Annotated in this window: 14 protein-coding genes and 3 pseudogenes; 7 read left to right on the top strand and 10 right to left on the bottom strand. The window is 58.6% G+C overall.

Features of this window, described 5'->3' with window-relative positions; all coding sequences use genetic code 11:
• The 3 genes from J2X71_RS36165 to J2X71_RS36155 all read left to right on the top strand — a co-directional run.
• The coding region (locus tag J2X71_RS36165; RefSeq protein ID WP_310390130.1) for a calcium-binding protein at positions 1–2,040 on the top strand (2,040 nt) is incomplete at its 5' end.
• 15 nt (positions 2,041–2,055) lie between these two features.
• Complete coding sequence (locus J2X71_RS36160; protein WP_310390129.1) at positions 2,056–3,807, top strand: type I secretion system permease/ATPase; 1,752 nt, start codon at positions 2,056–2,058, stop codon at positions 3,805–3,807.
• Complete coding sequence (locus J2X71_RS36155) at positions 3,804–5,114, top strand: HlyD family type I secretion periplasmic adaptor subunit (protein ID WP_310390127.1); 1,311 nt, start codon at positions 3,804–3,806, stop codon at positions 5,112–5,114. The genes J2X71_RS36160 and J2X71_RS36155 overlap by 4 nt, the downstream gene beginning before the upstream one ends.
• A gap of 321 nt (positions 5,115–5,435) precedes the next feature.
• Here the strand turns inward: J2X71_RS36155 and J2X71_RS36150 are convergent, their stop codons facing one another.
• Positions 5,436–5,810: a hypothetical protein gene (locus J2X71_RS36150; RefSeq protein ID WP_310390124.1), complete on the bottom strand. Its 375-nt coding sequence runs from the start codon at positions 5,808–5,810 to the stop codon at positions 5,436–5,438.
• Positions 5,811–6,012: 202 nt separating this feature from the next.
• Here J2X71_RS36150 and J2X71_RS36145 point away from each other — a divergent pair, with 202 nt between their 5' ends.
• Entirely contained in the window at positions 6,013–6,357 is a 345-nt protein-coding gene (locus J2X71_RS36145; protein ID WP_310390122.1) for an RES family NAD+ phosphorylase, read from the top strand.
• A gap of 470 nt (positions 6,358–6,827) precedes the next feature.
• On the opposite strand, the gene J2X71_RS36140 is transcribed toward J2X71_RS36145, so the two are convergent.
• The 4 genes from J2X71_RS36140 to J2X71_RS36125 form a co-directional block, all read right to left on the bottom strand.
• Positions 6,828–7,241 carry an Imm63 family immunity protein gene (locus J2X71_RS36140; RefSeq protein WP_310390120.1) on the bottom strand — a complete coding sequence of 138 codons (414 nt, stop codon included), beginning with the start codon at positions 7,239–7,241 and terminating at the stop codon, positions 6,828–6,830.
• Between the two features lie 4 nt (positions 7,242–7,245).
• Positions 7,246–7,572, bottom strand: a complete 327-nt coding sequence (locus J2X71_RS36135; RefSeq protein ID WP_310390118.1) for a TNT domain-containing protein — start codon at positions 7,570–7,572, stop codon at positions 7,246–7,248.
• Between the two features lie 195 nt (positions 7,573–7,767).
• The gene (locus J2X71_RS36130) at positions 7,768–9,714 is read right to left on the bottom strand and encodes a hemagglutinin repeat-containing protein (RefSeq protein WP_310390116.1); all 1,947 of its coding nucleotides are present in this window, start codon (positions 9,712–9,714) and stop codon (positions 7,768–7,770) included.
• Between the two features lie 65 nt (positions 9,715–9,779).
• Positions 9,780–10,097, bottom strand: a complete 318-nt coding sequence (locus J2X71_RS36125; protein WP_310390114.1) for a hypothetical protein — start codon at positions 10,095–10,097, stop codon at positions 9,780–9,782.
• A 49-nt stretch (positions 10,098–10,146) separates the two neighbouring features.
• Between J2X71_RS36125 and J2X71_RS36120 the strand changes: the two are divergent.
• Positions 10,147–10,251 (top strand): annotated as a pseudogene (locus tag J2X71_RS36120) (IS6 family transposase); the annotation flags it as partial.
• 170 nt (positions 10,252–10,421) lie between these two features.
• Here the strand turns inward: J2X71_RS36120 and J2X71_RS36115 are convergent.
• The 4 genes and pseudogenes from J2X71_RS36115 to J2X71_RS36100 all read right to left on the bottom strand — a co-directional run bounded on the left by J2X71_RS36115 (position 10,422) and on the right by J2X71_RS36100 (position 13,911).
• Positions 10,422–11,642: an ATP-binding protein gene (locus J2X71_RS36115; RefSeq protein WP_310390112.1), complete on the bottom strand. Its 1,221-nt coding sequence runs from the start codon at positions 11,640–11,642 to the stop codon at positions 10,422–10,424.
• A 276-nt stretch (positions 11,643–11,918) separates the two neighbouring features.
• Positions 11,919–12,276: pseudogene (locus J2X71_RS36110) on the bottom strand (transposase); the annotation flags it as partial.
• Positions 12,254–13,045 (bottom strand): annotated as a pseudogene (locus tag J2X71_RS36105) (IS6 family transposase). The pseudogenes J2X71_RS36110 and J2X71_RS36105, both read right to left, overlap by 23 nt.
• Before the next feature lie 251 nt (positions 13,046–13,296).
• Entirely contained in the window at positions 13,297–13,911 is a 615-nt protein-coding gene (locus tag J2X71_RS36100) for a L,D-transpeptidase (RefSeq protein WP_310390110.1), read from the bottom strand.
• Positions 13,912–14,052: 141 nt separating this feature from the next.
• On the opposite strand from J2X71_RS36100, the gene J2X71_RS36095 reads away from it, so the two are divergent.
• The gene (locus tag J2X71_RS36095) at positions 14,053–14,586 is read left to right on the top strand and encodes a GNAT family protein (protein WP_310390109.1); all 534 of its coding nucleotides are present in this window, start codon (positions 14,053–14,055) and stop codon (positions 14,584–14,586) included.
• 233 nt (positions 14,587–14,819) lie between these two features.
• Here the strand turns inward: J2X71_RS36095 and J2X71_RS36090 are convergent, their stop codons facing one another.
• On the bottom strand, positions 14,820–15,461 hold the full coding sequence (locus tag J2X71_RS36090; RefSeq protein WP_310390150.1) for an IMP cyclohydrolase: 642 nt from the start codon (positions 15,459–15,461) through the stop codon (positions 14,820–14,822).
• Between the two features lie 252 nt (positions 15,462–15,713).
• Between J2X71_RS36090 and J2X71_RS36085 the strand changes: the two genes are divergently transcribed.
• The gene (locus J2X71_RS36085; RefSeq protein ID WP_310390107.1) at positions 15,714–15,872 is read left to right on the top strand and encodes a hypothetical protein; all 159 of its coding nucleotides are present in this window, start codon (positions 15,714–15,716) and stop codon (positions 15,870–15,872) included.
• The last annotated feature ends 55 nt before the right edge of the window (positions 15,873–15,927 follow it).

The raw sequence follows: 15,927 nt of genomic DNA, 5'->3' as shown, positions 1-15,927 counted from the left end.
GGCGCTGGTGACGACACCTATGTCTATGCCCGCGGCGACGGCAACGACACGATCACCGAGGACGCCTGGAACGGCAGCGACAGGCTGGTGTTCACCGACATCAATCCCGCCGATATCAGCATGGTTCGCAATGGCAACGACGTTACGCTGGTGATCACCGAAAGCGCTCCTGGAGCTGGCGACGGCGGGTCGGTCAAGCTCGTCGGCACCCTCATCGATGCTTATGGCCAGGGCGTTGACACCATCGTCTTTGCCGACGGTTCGACTTGGAATCGAGCGAACATGCTGACGCATATCGCTTACGTTGGCGGGACCCCGGGCAACGAGACCGTCACGGGTTCCTCGGGAGCTGATGAGGTCCGCGCTGGTCTCGGCAACGACACCCTAGCGGGCGGCACGGGCAACGACACCTACATCTACCTCAAGGGCAACGGCAACGACGTCATCGACGAGGTGACGTCGGGAACCGACAGTGACGTCTTGCGCCTTGACGATCTTCTGCGGAGCGATGTCCGGTTCGAACGGACAGGATCGGCTGCCAACGACGTGATCGTCCGCGTCCTTTCGACGGGTGAGACGATCACCCTCAAGAACCAGTTCAACCTTGCTGGCGGCGTGGAATCGATCATCTTCAAGGATGGCGAGGTTCTGGGTGGGGCGGCCGGCGCGCTCGATACGGCGCTCAGGGGCCTGGTTGCGATCTACGGGACTACGGGCAACGACACGCTCGCTGGTACTCCGGACGGCGACACCTTCACCGGCGGGACCGGCGACGACCGGTTCAACAGCGGGGCGGGTAGCGATATCTACCTCTATGCCAAGGGTGACGGCAGCGACTATATCGACGACCAGTCAAGCTCGACGGTTGATGTCGACGTCCTGCGCTTCAGCGATCTAAATGCCGGTGACGTCACATTCAGCCGGTCAGGGGTCCATACGCTTATCACGGTCAATCAGACGGGGGCGGTCATCACTCTCGACGAGCAGCTTACGTCCACGACCGGCAACTGGGGCCTGGAGCGGATCGAGTTTGCCGATGGCACGGTTTGGAATCGTACGCAGATCCAGGCTGCGTCGTGGATCCGCGGCACAGCCGGCAACGACACGCTGACCGGTACCACCGGCAACGACACACTTTATGGCGGAGCCGGAAACGACACGCTCAACGGCGGCAATGGCGACGACATCCATCTTGGCGGCGACGGCGACGATCTCTTGATCGGCAATTCGGGCGCGGATAGCTTCGATGGCGGCAACGGCATTGATACGCTCGACTTCACCTACTACACGGCCGCCAGCCACACGATCGATCTTTCTGCAGGCCTTGTCACGTTCTCCGATAACACCACCGAGCAGATCCTTAACATCGAGAACGTGGTGGGGGGCTCAGGTGTCAATGACATCCGCGGGTCGTCCGCCGACAACAGGCTGGACGGCGGCGCTGGGAACGATGTGATCTCCGGCTACGACGGCAACGACATCCTGATTGGTGGCGACGGCGACGATACGCTTCATGGCGGCAATGGCAATGACACATTGGTTGGCGGTACCGGTCTCGACAGCTTCGAGGGCGGGGATGGGTTCGATACGGGCAACTTTAGTTATTCGACAGCCGCCTGGACATTGGACCTTCAGCAGGGCAAGGCGCTCTCGAGTGGCACCACCGAGACCATGGCGTCGATCGAGGCATTGATCGGCGGAACCGGAAACGACATCCTCATCGGCAATGCGGAAGCCAATCAGTTGGAGGGCTATATCGGCAATGACACGCTTACGGGCGGGGCGGGCGACGATGTCTTCGTGTTCAAGGCAGGCTTCGGCAAGGACACGGTGACCGACTTTGCCGCCGGGGCGGGTTCCTTGGATGTTTTGGACATCGGCAACGATCTCTTTGCCGACTTCGCGTTCGTGCTGGCGGCCGCCACACAGGTCGGAGCAGACACGGTGATCACCCATGATGCCAACACGTCGATCACGCTGAAGAACGTCGCGCTGACAAGCCTGCATCAAGACGATTTCCGCTTCACCACCGCAGCGTGATGAAAGGCATTCGACTTGAGCAATAACCCAGAACAACCGCCACAGGTCTTTCTTGTGGCGGTTCTCTCGTCGCTCCGTAAAGCCTTCCTCGGCGTCGGGCTGACGAGCTGCGTCATCAACATCCTGGCTCTGACAGGTTCGTTCTTCATGTTGCAGGTCTACGACCGAGTGATTCCAGGCCGCAGCCTGCCGACCCTCGCTGGGCTCGGTATCATCGCCGCCACGCTCTTCCTGTTTCAAGGCGTGCTCGAATTGATCCGGTCGATGCTGCTCGTTAGGGTAGGAACGGCGGTCGACGAGCGTCTCGGCGACCGCGTCTATCGTTCCCTTATCCTGTTGCCATCGCGCATGCAGATGCCGGGCGATGGACTGCAATGCGTGCGCGATCTTGATACCGTGCGTGGTTTCTTGTCGGGGCAGGGGCCGACGGCCCTTTTTGACATGCCCTGGATGCCATTCTACCTCGGGCTTTGTTTCCTGTTTCACTTCTGGATCGGCATGACCGCACTGGCAGGCGCGCTTTTGCTCATCGGGCTGACGGCGCTCACCGAAATCCGGTCACGCGCTCCGGCAAAGGAGGCGGCCAAGCTTGCTGCCGAGCGCATCAACCTTGCCGAAGCCACCAAGCGCAATTCGGAAGCCGTGCTGGCGATGGGCTTCGGGCATTTCATCGGGCAGCGCTGGACCGATCTCAACCGGCGTTATCTCGCAAATCACGTCGCCGCCAGCGCCGTGACCGGGGGGCTTGGAACGGCGTCGAAGATCCTGCGCATGATGCTGCAGTCGGGTGTTCTTGCGGTCGGTGCCTATCTCGTGATTAACCAGCAGGCAACGGGCGGGATTATGATCGCAAGCTCGATCCTGGTCAGCCGGGCACTCGCCCCGGTCGAACTCGCTATCGGCCAGTGGAAGGGCTTCGTAGCGGCGCGGCAGAGCTGGGCGCGCCTGACAAAACTGATGACGCTGATGGCGACCGAACAACGCGAGGTAACCCTGCCGCCACCGCGGGCAAGTCTCGTCGTGGAAGGCCTGCATGTCGCTGCTCCGGGAAGTCGAAACCCGATCGTTCGCGGTGTTTCCTTCAAGGTCTCGGCGGGGGAAGCCGTGGGGATCATCGGTCCAAGCGCTTCGGGAAAGTCCACGCTCGCCCGTGCTGTTACCGGCCTCTGGCTACCGCTCAGCGGCGCGGTCAGGCTGGACGAGGCGATGCTCTCGCAATGGGACCCGCACGAACTGGGTCGGCACCTCGGCTACCTGCCGCAGGACGTCTCGCTATTTGACGGCTCGATCTCGCAAAACATTGCCCGTTTCGACCCTGAAGCCAGGTCGGAAGCCATCATCGAGGCCGCAAGAGCTGCGGGCGTTTACGACATGATCGTGCAGCTTCCCGAAGGTTTCGACACCAAGGTCGGCGAACATGGTTCTGCACTGTCTGCCGGACAAAGGCAACGCGTTGCGCTGGCACGCGCGCTCTACGGCAAGCCGTTCCTGGTGGTTCTGGACGAGCCGAATTCCAACCTGGATGCCGAAGGGGAAGCAGCCCTGACGCAGGCGATTTCCGGCGTCCGCGCCAGGGGAGGCATCGCGCTCGTGATCGCCCACCGGCCGAGTGCGCTCATCGCCGTCGACAAGCTCCTTGTCATGGGCAATGGGCAGATGCAGGCCTTCGGGCCGAAGGACGAGGTGCTAAGCAAGACCACGAAACCATCGAAGCCGGCTCCGCAGCCCGTTCGCCTGCTGATCGGCGGCGAGGAGACAGGATCGTGACGGAGACCGGAGCACCATCGGCCGAGCGCGCCGTCCGCAGGTTGACGATTGCCGCACTCAGCGTCGTCGTCTTGCTCGGCGGGGTCATGGGTGGCCTTGCAGCGACCACGCATCTCTCAGGCGCTGTCATTGCAGCCGGCACCGTCGTGGTCGATAGCTATGTGAAGCCGGTCCAGCACCAGAAAGGCGGCACGGTCGGCGGTCTCTTCGTCAAGAACGGTGATACCGTTGAAGCTGGCCAAATCCTCATACACCTGGACGACACTCAGACGCGCGCCAATCTCGCGATCGTCAGGAAGCGCCTCAATGAGCTTACCACTCGGACGGCGAGGCTTGAATCCGAGAGAGACGGTCTGGACGCCGTACAATTCTCGCAGGGACTCCTCGCGAAAGCAGCAGACCCTGACATCAATCGCTCGATCGAAGGGGAAAAGCGGCTCTTTGCCGACCGTCGATCCTCGCGCATGAGCCGTAAGGCGCAGTTGCGCGAGCGTATCGAGCAGCTGAAGCAGGAAAGCGAAGGCCTTTCGGCGCAGGAGCGTGGCAAGCGCCAGGAAATCGCGTTGATCGAAAAGGAACTTTCGAGCCTGCAGCGCCTGTTTGACCAGGGGCTGGTTCCTGCAAACAGGGTCTATGCTTTGCAACGCGAGGCAGCGAGCCTTACCGGGGAACTCGGAAGCCTGGTTGCCAATGAGGCGCAGACCAAGGGCAAGGTCACTGAAACAGAGCTCCAGATCATCCAGATCGACGATGATCAGCGCAGCGAGGTTTCCGACCAATTGCGGCAGGCCGAAAGCGACATCGGCGAGTTTTCCGAGCGCCTGGTCGCCGCTGAGGATGAACTGCATCGTATCGATATTCGCGCACCACAAGCTGGTATCGTCCACCAGCTTGCCGTCCACGCACCCGGCGCCGTCATTGCGCCTGGTGAAGCAATCATGCAGATCGTCCCGGATCGCGATGCGCTGGTGGCCGAAGTCAAGCTTTCGCCGACCGATATCGATCAGGTCAGCATCGGCCAGGCGGTGCATCTGCGGTTTTCTGCGTTCAGCCAGCGCAACACGCCGGAAATCAATGGGGTCGTCACAAGCGTAGCGGCTGACCTGACCTCCGACCAGCGCTCGGGCCTCAGCTACTATGTCGTGCGCGCCAAGGTTTCCGATGGGGAATGGCAACGGCTGGGGGAGGTAACACCACTGCCCGGCATGCCGGTCGAGGCGTTCATCCAGACAGGCGAACGTACGGCGCTTGCCTATCTGACGAAGCCGTTCATGGACCAGGTCGCGCGTGCATTCAGGGAGGAGTGACGCAAAGGACGAACAGTCCAGGACGATTACGATCATGCACAGCTTCCGCAATGACCTCTATCATCTCGGCGCGCAGTATGAGTCGATTCTTCCAGATCTCGCGCGTTTTTCGATAGCTTGCCGCTTTTTAGGAAGCTTCAAAATCTCTTGGTTCAGCTACAGCACAAGCGCAGTGCTGCCAGATCGAGCGAAGAAGTTTTCCCTAACAGGAGTCCTGCGGACTCGATTGCCATCACAGCTATGTGTCGTAGGGCGTGTCTCTTTTCGTGCTCGCCGGCATGATCCCAGTCCCTTGATCTGGGTTGAGTGGCGCATGCGAGATCACTTGTAGTCGGGAAAGACCACCGCTTTGTCGGCAGGGGTATCGACCCATTGTCGATATACCTCGTAGGTCACGGCGCCCGAAGCGATGCCTTTAATCATACGTCGGCAGATTTCCTCGGCAGCCTTCGAGGCGATTAAACCACTACTGCGCTCCAACTCTGCATTTACTCCGCCGTCTTCCGCGGCCCTCTGGTTCTTCGCGCATGCAAGAATCAAACGCTCATGTACCTCGGGCGATTTTCGTAGAACTGAGGAGTAATGTTCAAACGTCTCTCTATCCCACGCATTATTATCCGCCTTCGCTGGAGAAACCGCAAAAGCCGTGAAAACACATACTGTTACAGCTATGAGGTAATTAGATATCTTTATCATCCGATCATGACGTTCTAAGTTTGAGTACCGAGCTCGATTTTGGCGTCACTTCAATAGTTGCGCCCCGCATCACATGCATCTACCTAATAATATCCTCCGGTAGCGTTGCAGCGGCGGTTCCCGGTCTCGATTCCAATAATAGCGCATTTTCATTGACAACGCAGATTGCAGCAGTCCTAGTTACAGTCGTGCAGCATGAAGCATGCGTGAGGCGAACGAAATTCATGCACGGCGGTTCGCCGAGATCGAAACGACAGAAGAACTTCGACTTGTCGACCTGCGCGATGATCACGCTGTCAGAATGGGAGTTCCGACGGACGTGGCCAAATCCTCGCGCGAAAGCTTGGCGCGCGCGTGGTCGTTGGCATTCCACGAACACAAATCCCTACCGGACGGCATCATCTATCCTTCACGGCTCAACGGACACACGAACATCGCGGTATTCGGACGCGCCGTCTCGAAACTCGATCCGGTACGGATCGTGCCCTTGATAGGCGCGACTGGCCTTGCCGCTGTGATCAATGACCTCCGAGTCAGTCTGATTTGAGAAACCAGCGACAGAGGCGCGAACCTTTGCAGTGGTTCCTTGATCTCTGCCGCAGGCGCATCTGGCGCCGCTCCGATGGAAAGGCCAAACGAAACCCGAACAACTTCGTCGATTTTTCGACATACCTCATAGGTTTCCTTCTTGGCCGGTCGTCGCAGCGAAGGCATATCCTCTGATCTATCCATGCCCTAAACCGCCCAACATGGCGCCTCCGCCATCAAATGCTATTACCTATTTGTCAGAGTGGGCTCTTCGGCGCGACATTCACCTTGAGACGCACCTGCCGGATCCCATCAAATCGACGGAATGACATTGCGTGGGGATACTTTACGTCCGCAACAAAGCTCGTCGGATTTTTACGACCACCGTGGTCTGTCCCCGCGATTGACACCACTCGAGCTATTTCCCGGCTCGCCTGACTTGCATGCCGAACCACTTCCAACTGCACCGATTTCGTCAAAGGGTATTAATCAAAGGGACTCATCTCGATAAGGAGCCTTGCGCAATATCTCTCCTATCTCTGCTTCTCTTCTAACCTTCCATTCATTTGACGCGCGTTTCAATAATCTAAGTTGCTCCTTAAACAAAAGTCGTCTGGAATCCATGCCCAATTTATCGTGGCTCGCAGTGTAGTCAGAGGCTAAGTCATGGGTTATCCACGAGAACAGGTAATACAATGCAACGTCGATTGACACGCATTGTTTTCTCGTCAGTTCAACGCCGCGTTCTTTGACTACATAAGAGATTTCTCCGTTATCTTTTAGATCGATATATGGCGTAGCCATGCCATCATCTTGGAATTGTAGCTTATCTTGCGTTATCGGAAGACCTATTTTTCTTGCAGCATCTCGGAAAGCGCTCTCGACATCTTCTTTTGTCGACATAATTTTACCTCGGGTATCTTTCAATGAAACCGCCGTCTATTAAGTCCTGCACGGCCATTTCGGTCTTGAATTGCAGTCCGCCGCCCGGCTGTCCAAACCACGAAGCTGCCGGTCCTGCTTGTACCGGAAGTGGTTTCACGACGATATAAGTCGTGTAGGTATCGCTCGCCGAAATAGCAGGCAATGAACGTTGCTCGAACGGTGTTCCCACTGGTGCGAGAAAATTGCCGGTGGTCTTTCCATAGCGGTCAATTAAAGTCCCTGTTGCAAGAGTAGAATTTTTTGGCCCCCCCCGAGAAACCGTCATTGGGAGGCCAGAGTATTTCGCCATTCGGCTTTATCCACCGAGGATCGACTCCTAGCCGCTCCGCGCTCGCCAGCTGCTGGGGTGTCGGATTGACTGCAGGCGGTCTGATCGCACCATTTGCCTCACCCTGTGCTGCGGCGGCCTGCACGACTTTCTGAGTGACGGCTGCAGAAAGCACGGCCATGGCAGCGTTAAGAACTTCTTGCTTCACGGCGCCAGTTAGTGCCAGTTTGCGTCCGTGCCGCCGGTCAGCGCTGAGGCGACATTGAGCTCTGAGGCCTGGCTCTTGTCCTTCTGCTCCTTACCCCAGAGCGAGATGAAGCCACCGCCGGACCCAGCGAACAGGCCGGATTTCTTCTTGCTGCTTTCGAGCTCGTGCTGCTCTTCGGCGCCGATGACGGAGACGCTGTCGCCTTCGACGCCGAGACTGCCGCCTGCCGTAACCCTCGAGCCCGCGATGACCGCGTTGTCACCGGCCTTCAGGGTGACGTTGCCGGACGCGGAAAGCTCGGAGGCAACCGTCGCCTCGTCATAGCTGTGGAGCTTCGAGCTCTGCTTGGACAGGAAGCCCTTGCTCGAGGAGGACTGATCGATCTCGGTCGTTTCCGTGGCCGACGCGATCAGCAGATCGCCACCGGCACTCACATTGATATCTGCCTTCTTGACCTCATCCCCGGCGGTCACCTTCGAGGCGGAAACGACGGTGTCGCCGCCAGATGTGATCGACACGCCTGTTCCGCCGTTGACCGAAGATCCAACCAGCGTTTCAGTCTGCGCATGGCTGGTCTTCTTCTTGCCGCCGCCGAACAGGCCGCCCTTCTTCTTGTAGCTGTAGTCGGTCGTTGTGGTCTCGACCGCTTCGGCGATCGTCACGTCGCCGGTCGCCTTGAGGCCAACGGTTCCGGCTGCGGAAAGGTTGCTGCCGACGACAGTGAGATTGCCGCCTGCGTCAGCTGCGATCGAGCCTCCCGCAGTGATCTGGGAGCCGGTCGCCGTCGTCTCGACAATGGTTGTCTTGCTGCGTCGGTCACGCTTCGTCCTGGTCGTCGTGTTGCCGATCGCGGCGATGTTGATGTTGCCGTTCGTGCTCAGGGCGACATTGCCACCGGCCGTGGCGGTCGTGCCCAGGAGGGCCAGGTCGCCGGCGCCCCCGGCAAGCTTGAGGTCGCCGCCTGACTTCACACCGCCATTGCCGGAAACATACGTCTGGCCGCCGATCGACATCGTCTGGGCGGCAAGCGTAATGCCGTTGGCGGCATTGAGGTTCATGTTGCCGCCGGACAGAAACGCACCCGTCGCTTTGATCGAGTTAGCGACGATGGTAAGGCCGCCGGCTGCGGCGATGGCGCCAGAATTGGTGAGGTCGCCGACGTTCATGTCGACGCTGTTGCCGGCGATGGTGGCGCCGGAGGCCTTGATCCCGGCGCGATCAGCGACAGAGAGATAGACGACCGGCGCCAACACCGTGACGCCGTCGACGATCTGCGGCTGGTAGACGACGATCGACTGCTTGAGATTGGCTGCCTGCTCGGGCGTCAGCGCCTGACCGAAGGTAATGCCGTTCTCTTGCAGATAGGCGACACCGTTGTCGAGGAGCGTCTTCATCTGTTCGGTGGCGTTGTTGCCGGGAATGAAGGAGCCCTTGCCGAGTCCATCGCCGACGAGCTGGCGCAGCTGGGTATCGATCAACTGGTTGTCGAAATAGGCGTCACCGAGGAAGGGGACGGTGGTTTCCGGCTGGTAGCCGATGCGCTTTATAAAATAGCTCGAACCGTAGAATGTCGAAACGTCGAGGAACCCAGCTCGGCTCTCGAAGATGAAGGCCTGGCCCGGGATCGTGCCGCCGATGCCGCCCGATTGCGGTTTGGCAAACGCTGCCAACTTCACCCAGGTGGCTTGCGGCATCTGGGAGAGATTGCCGAGCGAAGCCGTAAGGCTGCCGTTGTTCCCGACGCTGCCAAGGGCGGCATTGACCGTGAACAGCGCGCCACCGGCCGTCATGCCGTTAAGGGCAGTGAGCGGGCTGCTCTGAGTTACCGGTGCACTGATCGTCGCCTGACCAGCGATCGAACCACCGGCGGCAGTGTTGTTGACGGCGGCAAAGCCGCTGATGGCAAGCGTTCCTCTCGACCGGATAGTCGCGGCAACGCTGCCGATCGCCGTCACGCTCTCGAGCGTGCTGCCTGAGGCATCGCGCCTGCCAAACGGGTTGGGTTCGTGGTCGTGACCAGTTAGCCATCGCCGTTGCCGCCGGTCTCGCCGGTATGCCGCTCCATCCACTCTTGCGCCACGAAGGTGGGATAATACAGGCAACCCGCGGCCCGGTCACAGTTCAGCGACACCGTGCGCTTCAGTTGCAAGCCAAGATTCGTCAGCGTGCCGGTGCCGGACACCGTCATGCCCGTGCCGGCCTCGATGGCGCTATAGGCGTTGGTGAGATCGACAGTGTTGATCGAGAGTATCTCGCCGGCCTTGATCAGCGCCCGGGCTTCCATACGAAAGCACCCGATCCTCGGCAATGTCACGCCAAACGTGATGATCGGCGTCATCGATGATGTAGACCGTGCCGTTGTATTCTATTCCCCTGCTCGGGTCGCGATGGCCAATCTATTCCATATACCACGCCACGACATCTCATCCAGCCATCATCGCGAAATGCGTTCAGCGGCGATGAACCTGTGGGCGAACATCGCTCGGGCGTAAGCCGCCGTGGTGCAAGCGGGCTACGACCGCCTCGTGCCCTTTAAGTTTACGATGCCTTCCAGACTGCAAGCGCGCGAGCGCCTCCCGCGACAGACAGGTCCACCCCAAAGCAGGTTCGACGGTTCGGCTGCGCCTTGTGCGGGACGATTTTGCCGATTGTTGTACAGCCCTCACCGCCACAAAGCTGACAGTGGCGCTGCGGCCAATCCGTCGCCGAAGGGCACGAGATCGGTGCTGTCATAGAGCACGACGCCGTAGGCGAACCTGTCCTTGCATGCTTCGGCCAAGGTCCGCAGTCCGGCAAAGTCGCTGGACTTCACCGTCGCTGACGCCTTGACCTCGATTCCCACGATCATGCCGTCGTCACGTTCCAGGACGATATCCACCTCATGCATCTGCTGATCGCGAAAATGATATGGCGTCAGCCGCAGGTCGGACGCACTCATGAGCTTGAGGACTTCGGCGAACACGAAGCTTTCGAGAAGCGCACCAAATACGCCGCGGTCCGCCTTGACCCGATCGAAGGTCAACCCGCGCGCCGTGGCGAGGAGGCCGGAGTCGAGGAAATGCAGCTTCGGCGTCTTCGCGATCCGCTTCAGCGCGTTCGTGTACCAAGGCTGCAATGTCGAGACGAGAAAGACCTGCTCCAGCAGCGCGACATAGCGCTGTCCCGTCTTGTGGCTGACATTGATGCCGGAGCCGAGCTGCGAATAGTTGACCAATTGTCCCGAATGCTCCGCGAGCAGCCGCACGAATTTCGGCAGTTCGGTCAGCTTCTCAATCTCGGCGATATCTCTGAGGTCGCGGGTCAGAACCGACGTCAGATAGGACCGCGCCCAATCCTGCCGCCGCCGTTCGCTCTCACGGCTAATTGCCTCGGGAAAGCCTCCGAACAGCGCGAGTTGGATGAGGTCGTCACCAACAATCGCCTCACGGTCCCCTTGAAATTTCCCCGCAAACAGATGCTCCAGGAAACTCGGCGCCTGCCCTGTTATTTCGGCGCGAGCAAGCGGCAGCATCCGAATGGTTTCCATACGACCCGCCAAGCTGTCTGCAACTCGCGGCAAGGTAAGTACATTGGCAGAGCCGGTGAGGAGGAAGCGGCCGGGCCGATAGTCCTCGTCCACCGTTTTCTTGATCGCCAGAAGCAAATCGGGCGCGCGCTGAATCTCATCGATAATCGCGCGATCCAGACCGCGAATGAAACCGGCCGGATCGGACTGCGCGGCGTCGAGCACCGTCTGGTCGTCGAGCGTGATATAGCTCCGCCCCGCCTCAGCCATCTTGCGGACAAGCGTTGTCTTGCCCGCCCGGCGTGGTCCCACGATCAGAACCACCGGCGTGTCCGAAAGTGCTTCCACCACCCGATGCTCGACGAACCGCTCGTACATGCCTGTTTCCGATTCTCTGACGACTGGAACTATGGGGCATGACAATTGGAAGTCAATGGCCCGTAGATTGGAAACGAAATAGCACAGCCGACACGATGATGTGGGATCTATTTTTCGTGAGCGCTTCGCTGCAGTTTTAGTAACGCTACTTCTTTTCCAATGGGCTTCGGAAGGCCAGCCATCGAAGTTTTGCTCGAAAAGTGCCCTACGGCTCCAACCACGAAAGGTCTGTCGCTTGTCCTCGTTGGCCCGCCCGCTCAGCGGGTTCTTCAGCTAGGTGTAAAATCCACTGGGATGAACCCGCAAAATGCGGCACATCGTCCGCACCGAGAACTGCAAGCGGTGCAGGGCAATGAACGCGCACTTCACTTTGCATCCCTGGCGAAATACGCGATCGCTTTTTTAGGATGTCTCGCTCCTCGGTGACGCGAGCCAGTTCCTTCTTCAGCCGACTGACCTCCTCGCCCTCGTCGTTGCCCTTGGAGTTCGACGCAGCAAACTTCTTCCTCCATTCGTAATGAGAATGCCGGCTGACGCCGAGACGCTGCGAAACCTCCGCAACCGGATAGCCTCGCTCCGTGACCTGGCGCGCCGCGTCACGCTTAAACTCTTCACTGAAATTCGATTTGCTCATGAAGAAGGCGTCTGCAAATCTCGGGGCTATTCAGGGTTGCTATAGGCGATGGCCGCCGAATTGCGCGGATCCGAGGAAGGTGAGTGGCGAGGGCGGAGTTCTTTTGGCGCGGAGGGACGAAATGATTTCTGACCGCTGAAAACACCGACATAAATAGCTGCAGGCCACCTATGGATCGGAAGCCCTGCATCACGCGTTCCCGTTTTCGCAGAGGCAGATGGGAATTTTCCGCCCGATTGTTCAGCCCCTTGTGCGATCGATGCTCGACTGTCGGCATCACATCCCGCTTTGCCGCTCCATATGAGCGGAGTTTGTCGGTGACGATCCGCTTTGGTGCAAGGCCTTGCTTCTTCAACAGCCTGACCAGTAATCGCTTGGCAGCCCTCGTGTCGCGGCGAGCCTGTACGATTTCGTCGAGAACGTAGCCGTCCCGATCGACGGCTCGCCAAAGCCAGTGTTTCTGCCGCCAATGGAAATCACCACCTCGTCCAGATGCCAGATATCCTTTCGCGACGACTTCTTTCTTCGCAGCTGCTTTAAGTAGGCCGCCCCGAACTTGCGGCCCCATCGACGGGTCGTTTCGTAAGAGACGACGATGCCACGTTCCAGAAGCATCTCCTCGACCAGCCTCAAGCTCAACGGGAACCGGAAAAGCCAAACCGCATGGGCAATGATCTGCGGAGGAAAACGGTGGCTCTTGTAGCTGACATCGATGAGTTCATACGCCACGGCTTAGTCATCAACCGTTAAGCCACCAACAACGTGACATCACCATGCAATGAGCTGAAGATTTCTCCAGACGATCGGGGCTCTGTCGCGCGGATCGTAGACTTGCGCTCCTAGGGCCACTCCAGGGAGGAAATCCTCGAAATTCTACGGGTGGAGTTCGAAAAGCCACGCGGCCACGGCCAGAGACATTTCGATCCTTGAAGACGATGTCGGAATTGGCAGACGCTTGCCAAGCATGACATCTGCGAAGCCAGGGGCAAGTCCCCGACAGTTCGGTCAAGCGAAATTCGACTATCGCTGGACGATCACCTGGGTCCCCGGCTGCACCATCTCGTAAAGCTCCTCGACGTCTTCGCGATACATCCGAAAGCAACCGCTCGACGCGTTTGTGCCAATAGAGGAGGGATCGTTGGTGCCATGTATGCGTAGCAGTCCGTCGGCAAGATAGATCGCTCGGGTACCGAGCGGATTTGAGGGGCCTGGCCCTACGACGGCTGGCAACCTTGGATTTTTCTGTCGCATGCTTGCAGTTGGCCGCCATTCGGGATGCTCGCGCTTGGATACAACTCGCGTCGACCCGTACCATTGTTTGCCTTCGCGGCCGACGGCGATCGGGTAGACAAACTGTTCACCCCATGCCGTCGTGTAGACAAGCGTATGGTCGCGTGTCGCGATCACGATCATCCCCCGTGCGCTCGGTGTCGCCCGTTGCCTGCGCTCACGCGAGGGTTCCTGGTATCGAGGCGTTGGCTCATAGTACGGGGGAGGTGGCGGATAGGGGCTATATGGATCGTCATAATAGTAATCGTCGTAGCCGTCGTAGCCGTCGTACGGCTCGTAGACCTGGGCTTGAGCGTTGAGGACCGTCAGCAAAAGGGCCGCAGCGAGGAATGCCAGCAATCTCATTTTATGCCATCCACTTGTTATACAAGCATGATTGGGCGGAATTTCTGTGGCGGCACTATGGCAGGAAACGTTATGAGCGGACATTGTACCAGCCCTCGTTTGATTTAGACTAACTGCATTGATCGGTTCGCAATCGAGGTAATGATGACTTGCTTGGAAGGCCCAAGCTTGCGGCTACGGCCCGCTTCCCCTGACGATGCCGCAGCCCGATTTTCGCTGGGAAACAACTCCGACATTGTAAGGATGTTCGGCGTGAGCCATCCCGACACGAAACCTATGACATTGGATGCGGCTGAAGCGTGGGCTCACGGCCACGCGAGCAACCCTTACGCTTGGATTATTGAACTTGCGGGACGGCTGATAGGAGAAATCAAACTCCACGGCATTCATGCGCAGGATCGCCGAGCATCAATGGCAATCGCAATCTATGATCCCATGCAGCTTGGAAAGGGACATGGAAGCGAAGCAATCCGCCTGCTTTTGCACCACGCCTTCACGGAGTTGAATTTCCACCGCATTGGCATAAGGGTTCTTGCTTACAATGAGCGAGCAATCAGGGCCTACCAGAAGTGTGGCTTCGTGATTGAGGGACGGGAGCGAGAAACTGCCTTCGTAGACGGTTTGTGGCATGACGACCTAATGATGGGCATACTTTCCAGAGAATTTCAGGCGTAGCCGTCGCCGAACATGTCGGCTTCGGGCCGAACCCCTACCGGCCCTTTCGCGTCAGAAGCGGGTCGCCTATCCGGCTACTCGGGATCGGATAACACGGTGGTCAGGCGTCAGTTTTGAAGAACCTGGCAATGCTGCGACAGCGCTAACGACAATTGCCCATAGTCCGAAGAGATTAGCTCAAGCAGAGATATCCGCCAGCAGCCGCCTTGGAACTGCTGGGGCCGCAATCGAAATCATGCCTCCGTATCAAGCACGGCGATCTCGAAGCCCGATCCTGTGTTCACACACGCCGCCGCGCAGATAGGCCTCTCGAACCCAGAAAATACTGAGCCACCGATGACGTGCCGGCAAACCTCACCTGCATCGGCCGCGTTGAACGCTATATCGGTCTGTGTGCTGTGCGGAAGCGGATATTCGTATGTGGTGATATACGCCATCTGACCATCAGTGACCTCGACAGGCATCACTGCCACGCTATTCGCGGTGACACTTCCCAACCATAGTTTATCCTCGGCAAGGTCAATCAACCCACAAATTCTTGGCGTGTCATGCTGATCAAACTCGCGATCGAGGCCCACGAGAACACCGACGATCGCGTCCCTTGGGCTGTTTCCGGCCTTCAACCTTTCATACATCGGCCGGGTATGCGTACCGTTGCTGACGACTGAAAACCGCTCACTCCATATTAGGCATTCATAAGCGATGTATGGACTATCGGACATCGCGTCAGCGCTTCCCGGCCTGACAACTATGTTCACACTGGTGCCTGTCCTCTCGGCGCTGCGATTCGGGAACGATCTCCTAGAAATCCGGTAGGCAGCAGCGAGCTTTCCGCTCTGGTTTCGACCTGCTCCGACAATCCGGCCAACATACATTCCAGTATCTTCCCTACATCTTCTGACCTCTCTCACTGACATGAAGAACCAGCTTCCGCCATACAGCAAAAGTCAGGAAATCCGCGACACTCCATGCCGAAAGAGAAGGTCCATAGGATAAGGGAGTGCAAGCCTTGTCATCTCATCACGGCTTAGAAATTTGACGCGGCGGGTTTCGGGATCGCGGCCAGTGCCGGGATCCAGCAGCTTTTCGATGATGGCGTCAACATCGAACTGTCGCGGGCTGCACTCTTGATTGCCGACATCGCCGCCGGACGTTTTGATACTCTAGCCGGTCATCTCTTGCGTGGTGTCGATGATGGCGATGCGCTTGCACAGGAGATGGACGCCATAGTCGCGGCAGACGGCAGAGCGTTGCGCCCCAGCGACGTCGAACAAGCCAGGCTGTAAAGTGGTTGGAGATCAGGCTATCACGACGAGGGCCGATGATAACGATGACCGAGAC

This window comes from Rhizobium sp. 1399, from assembly GCF_031455475.1.
Classification (GTDB): domain Bacteria; phylum Pseudomonadota; class Alphaproteobacteria; order Rhizobiales; family Rhizobiaceae; genus Rhizobium.
The sequence above is the reverse complement of the archived record's forward strand: the minus strand, read 5'-3'. Positions and strand labels throughout refer to the sequence as shown.

What these genes read in the sequence shown, in the direction of transcription:
- J2X71_RS36140 (WP_310390120.1), bottom strand. Translation starts at nt 7,241, where the DNA reads ATGTCGACAAAAGAAGATGTCGAGAGCGCTTTCCGAGATGCTGCAAGA.
- J2X71_RS36135 (WP_310390118.1), bottom strand. Translation starts at nt 7,572, where the DNA reads ATGGCGAAATACTCTGGCCTCCCAATGACGGTTTCTCGGGGGGGGCCA.
- J2X71_RS36100 (WP_310390110.1), bottom strand. Translation starts at nt 13,911, where the DNA reads ATGAGATTGCTGGCATTCCTCGCTGCGGCCCTTTTGCTGACGGTCCTC.
- J2X71_RS36150 (WP_310390124.1), bottom strand. Translation starts at nt 5,810, where the DNA reads ATGATAAAGATATCTAATTACCTCATAGCTGTAACAGTATGTGTTTTC.
- J2X71_RS36145 (WP_310390122.1), top strand. Translation starts at nt 6,013, where the DNA reads ATGCGTGAGGCGAACGAAATTCATGCACGGCGGTTCGCCGAGATCGAA.
- J2X71_RS36125 (WP_310390114.1), bottom strand. Translation starts at nt 10,097, where the DNA reads ATGACGCCGATCATCACGTTTGGCGTGACATTGCCGAGGATCGGGTGC.
- J2X71_RS36095 (WP_310390109.1), top strand. Translation starts at nt 14,053, where the DNA reads ATGATGACTTGCTTGGAAGGCCCAAGCTTGCGGCTACGGCCCGCTTCC.
- J2X71_RS36090 (WP_310390150.1), bottom strand. Translation starts at nt 15,461, where the DNA reads ATGTATGTTGGCCGGATTGTCGGAGCAGGTCGAAACCAGAGCGGAAAG.
- J2X71_RS36115 (WP_310390112.1), bottom strand. Translation starts at nt 11,642, where the DNA reads ATGTACGAGCGGTTCGTCGAGCATCGGGTGGTGGAAGCACTTTCGGAC.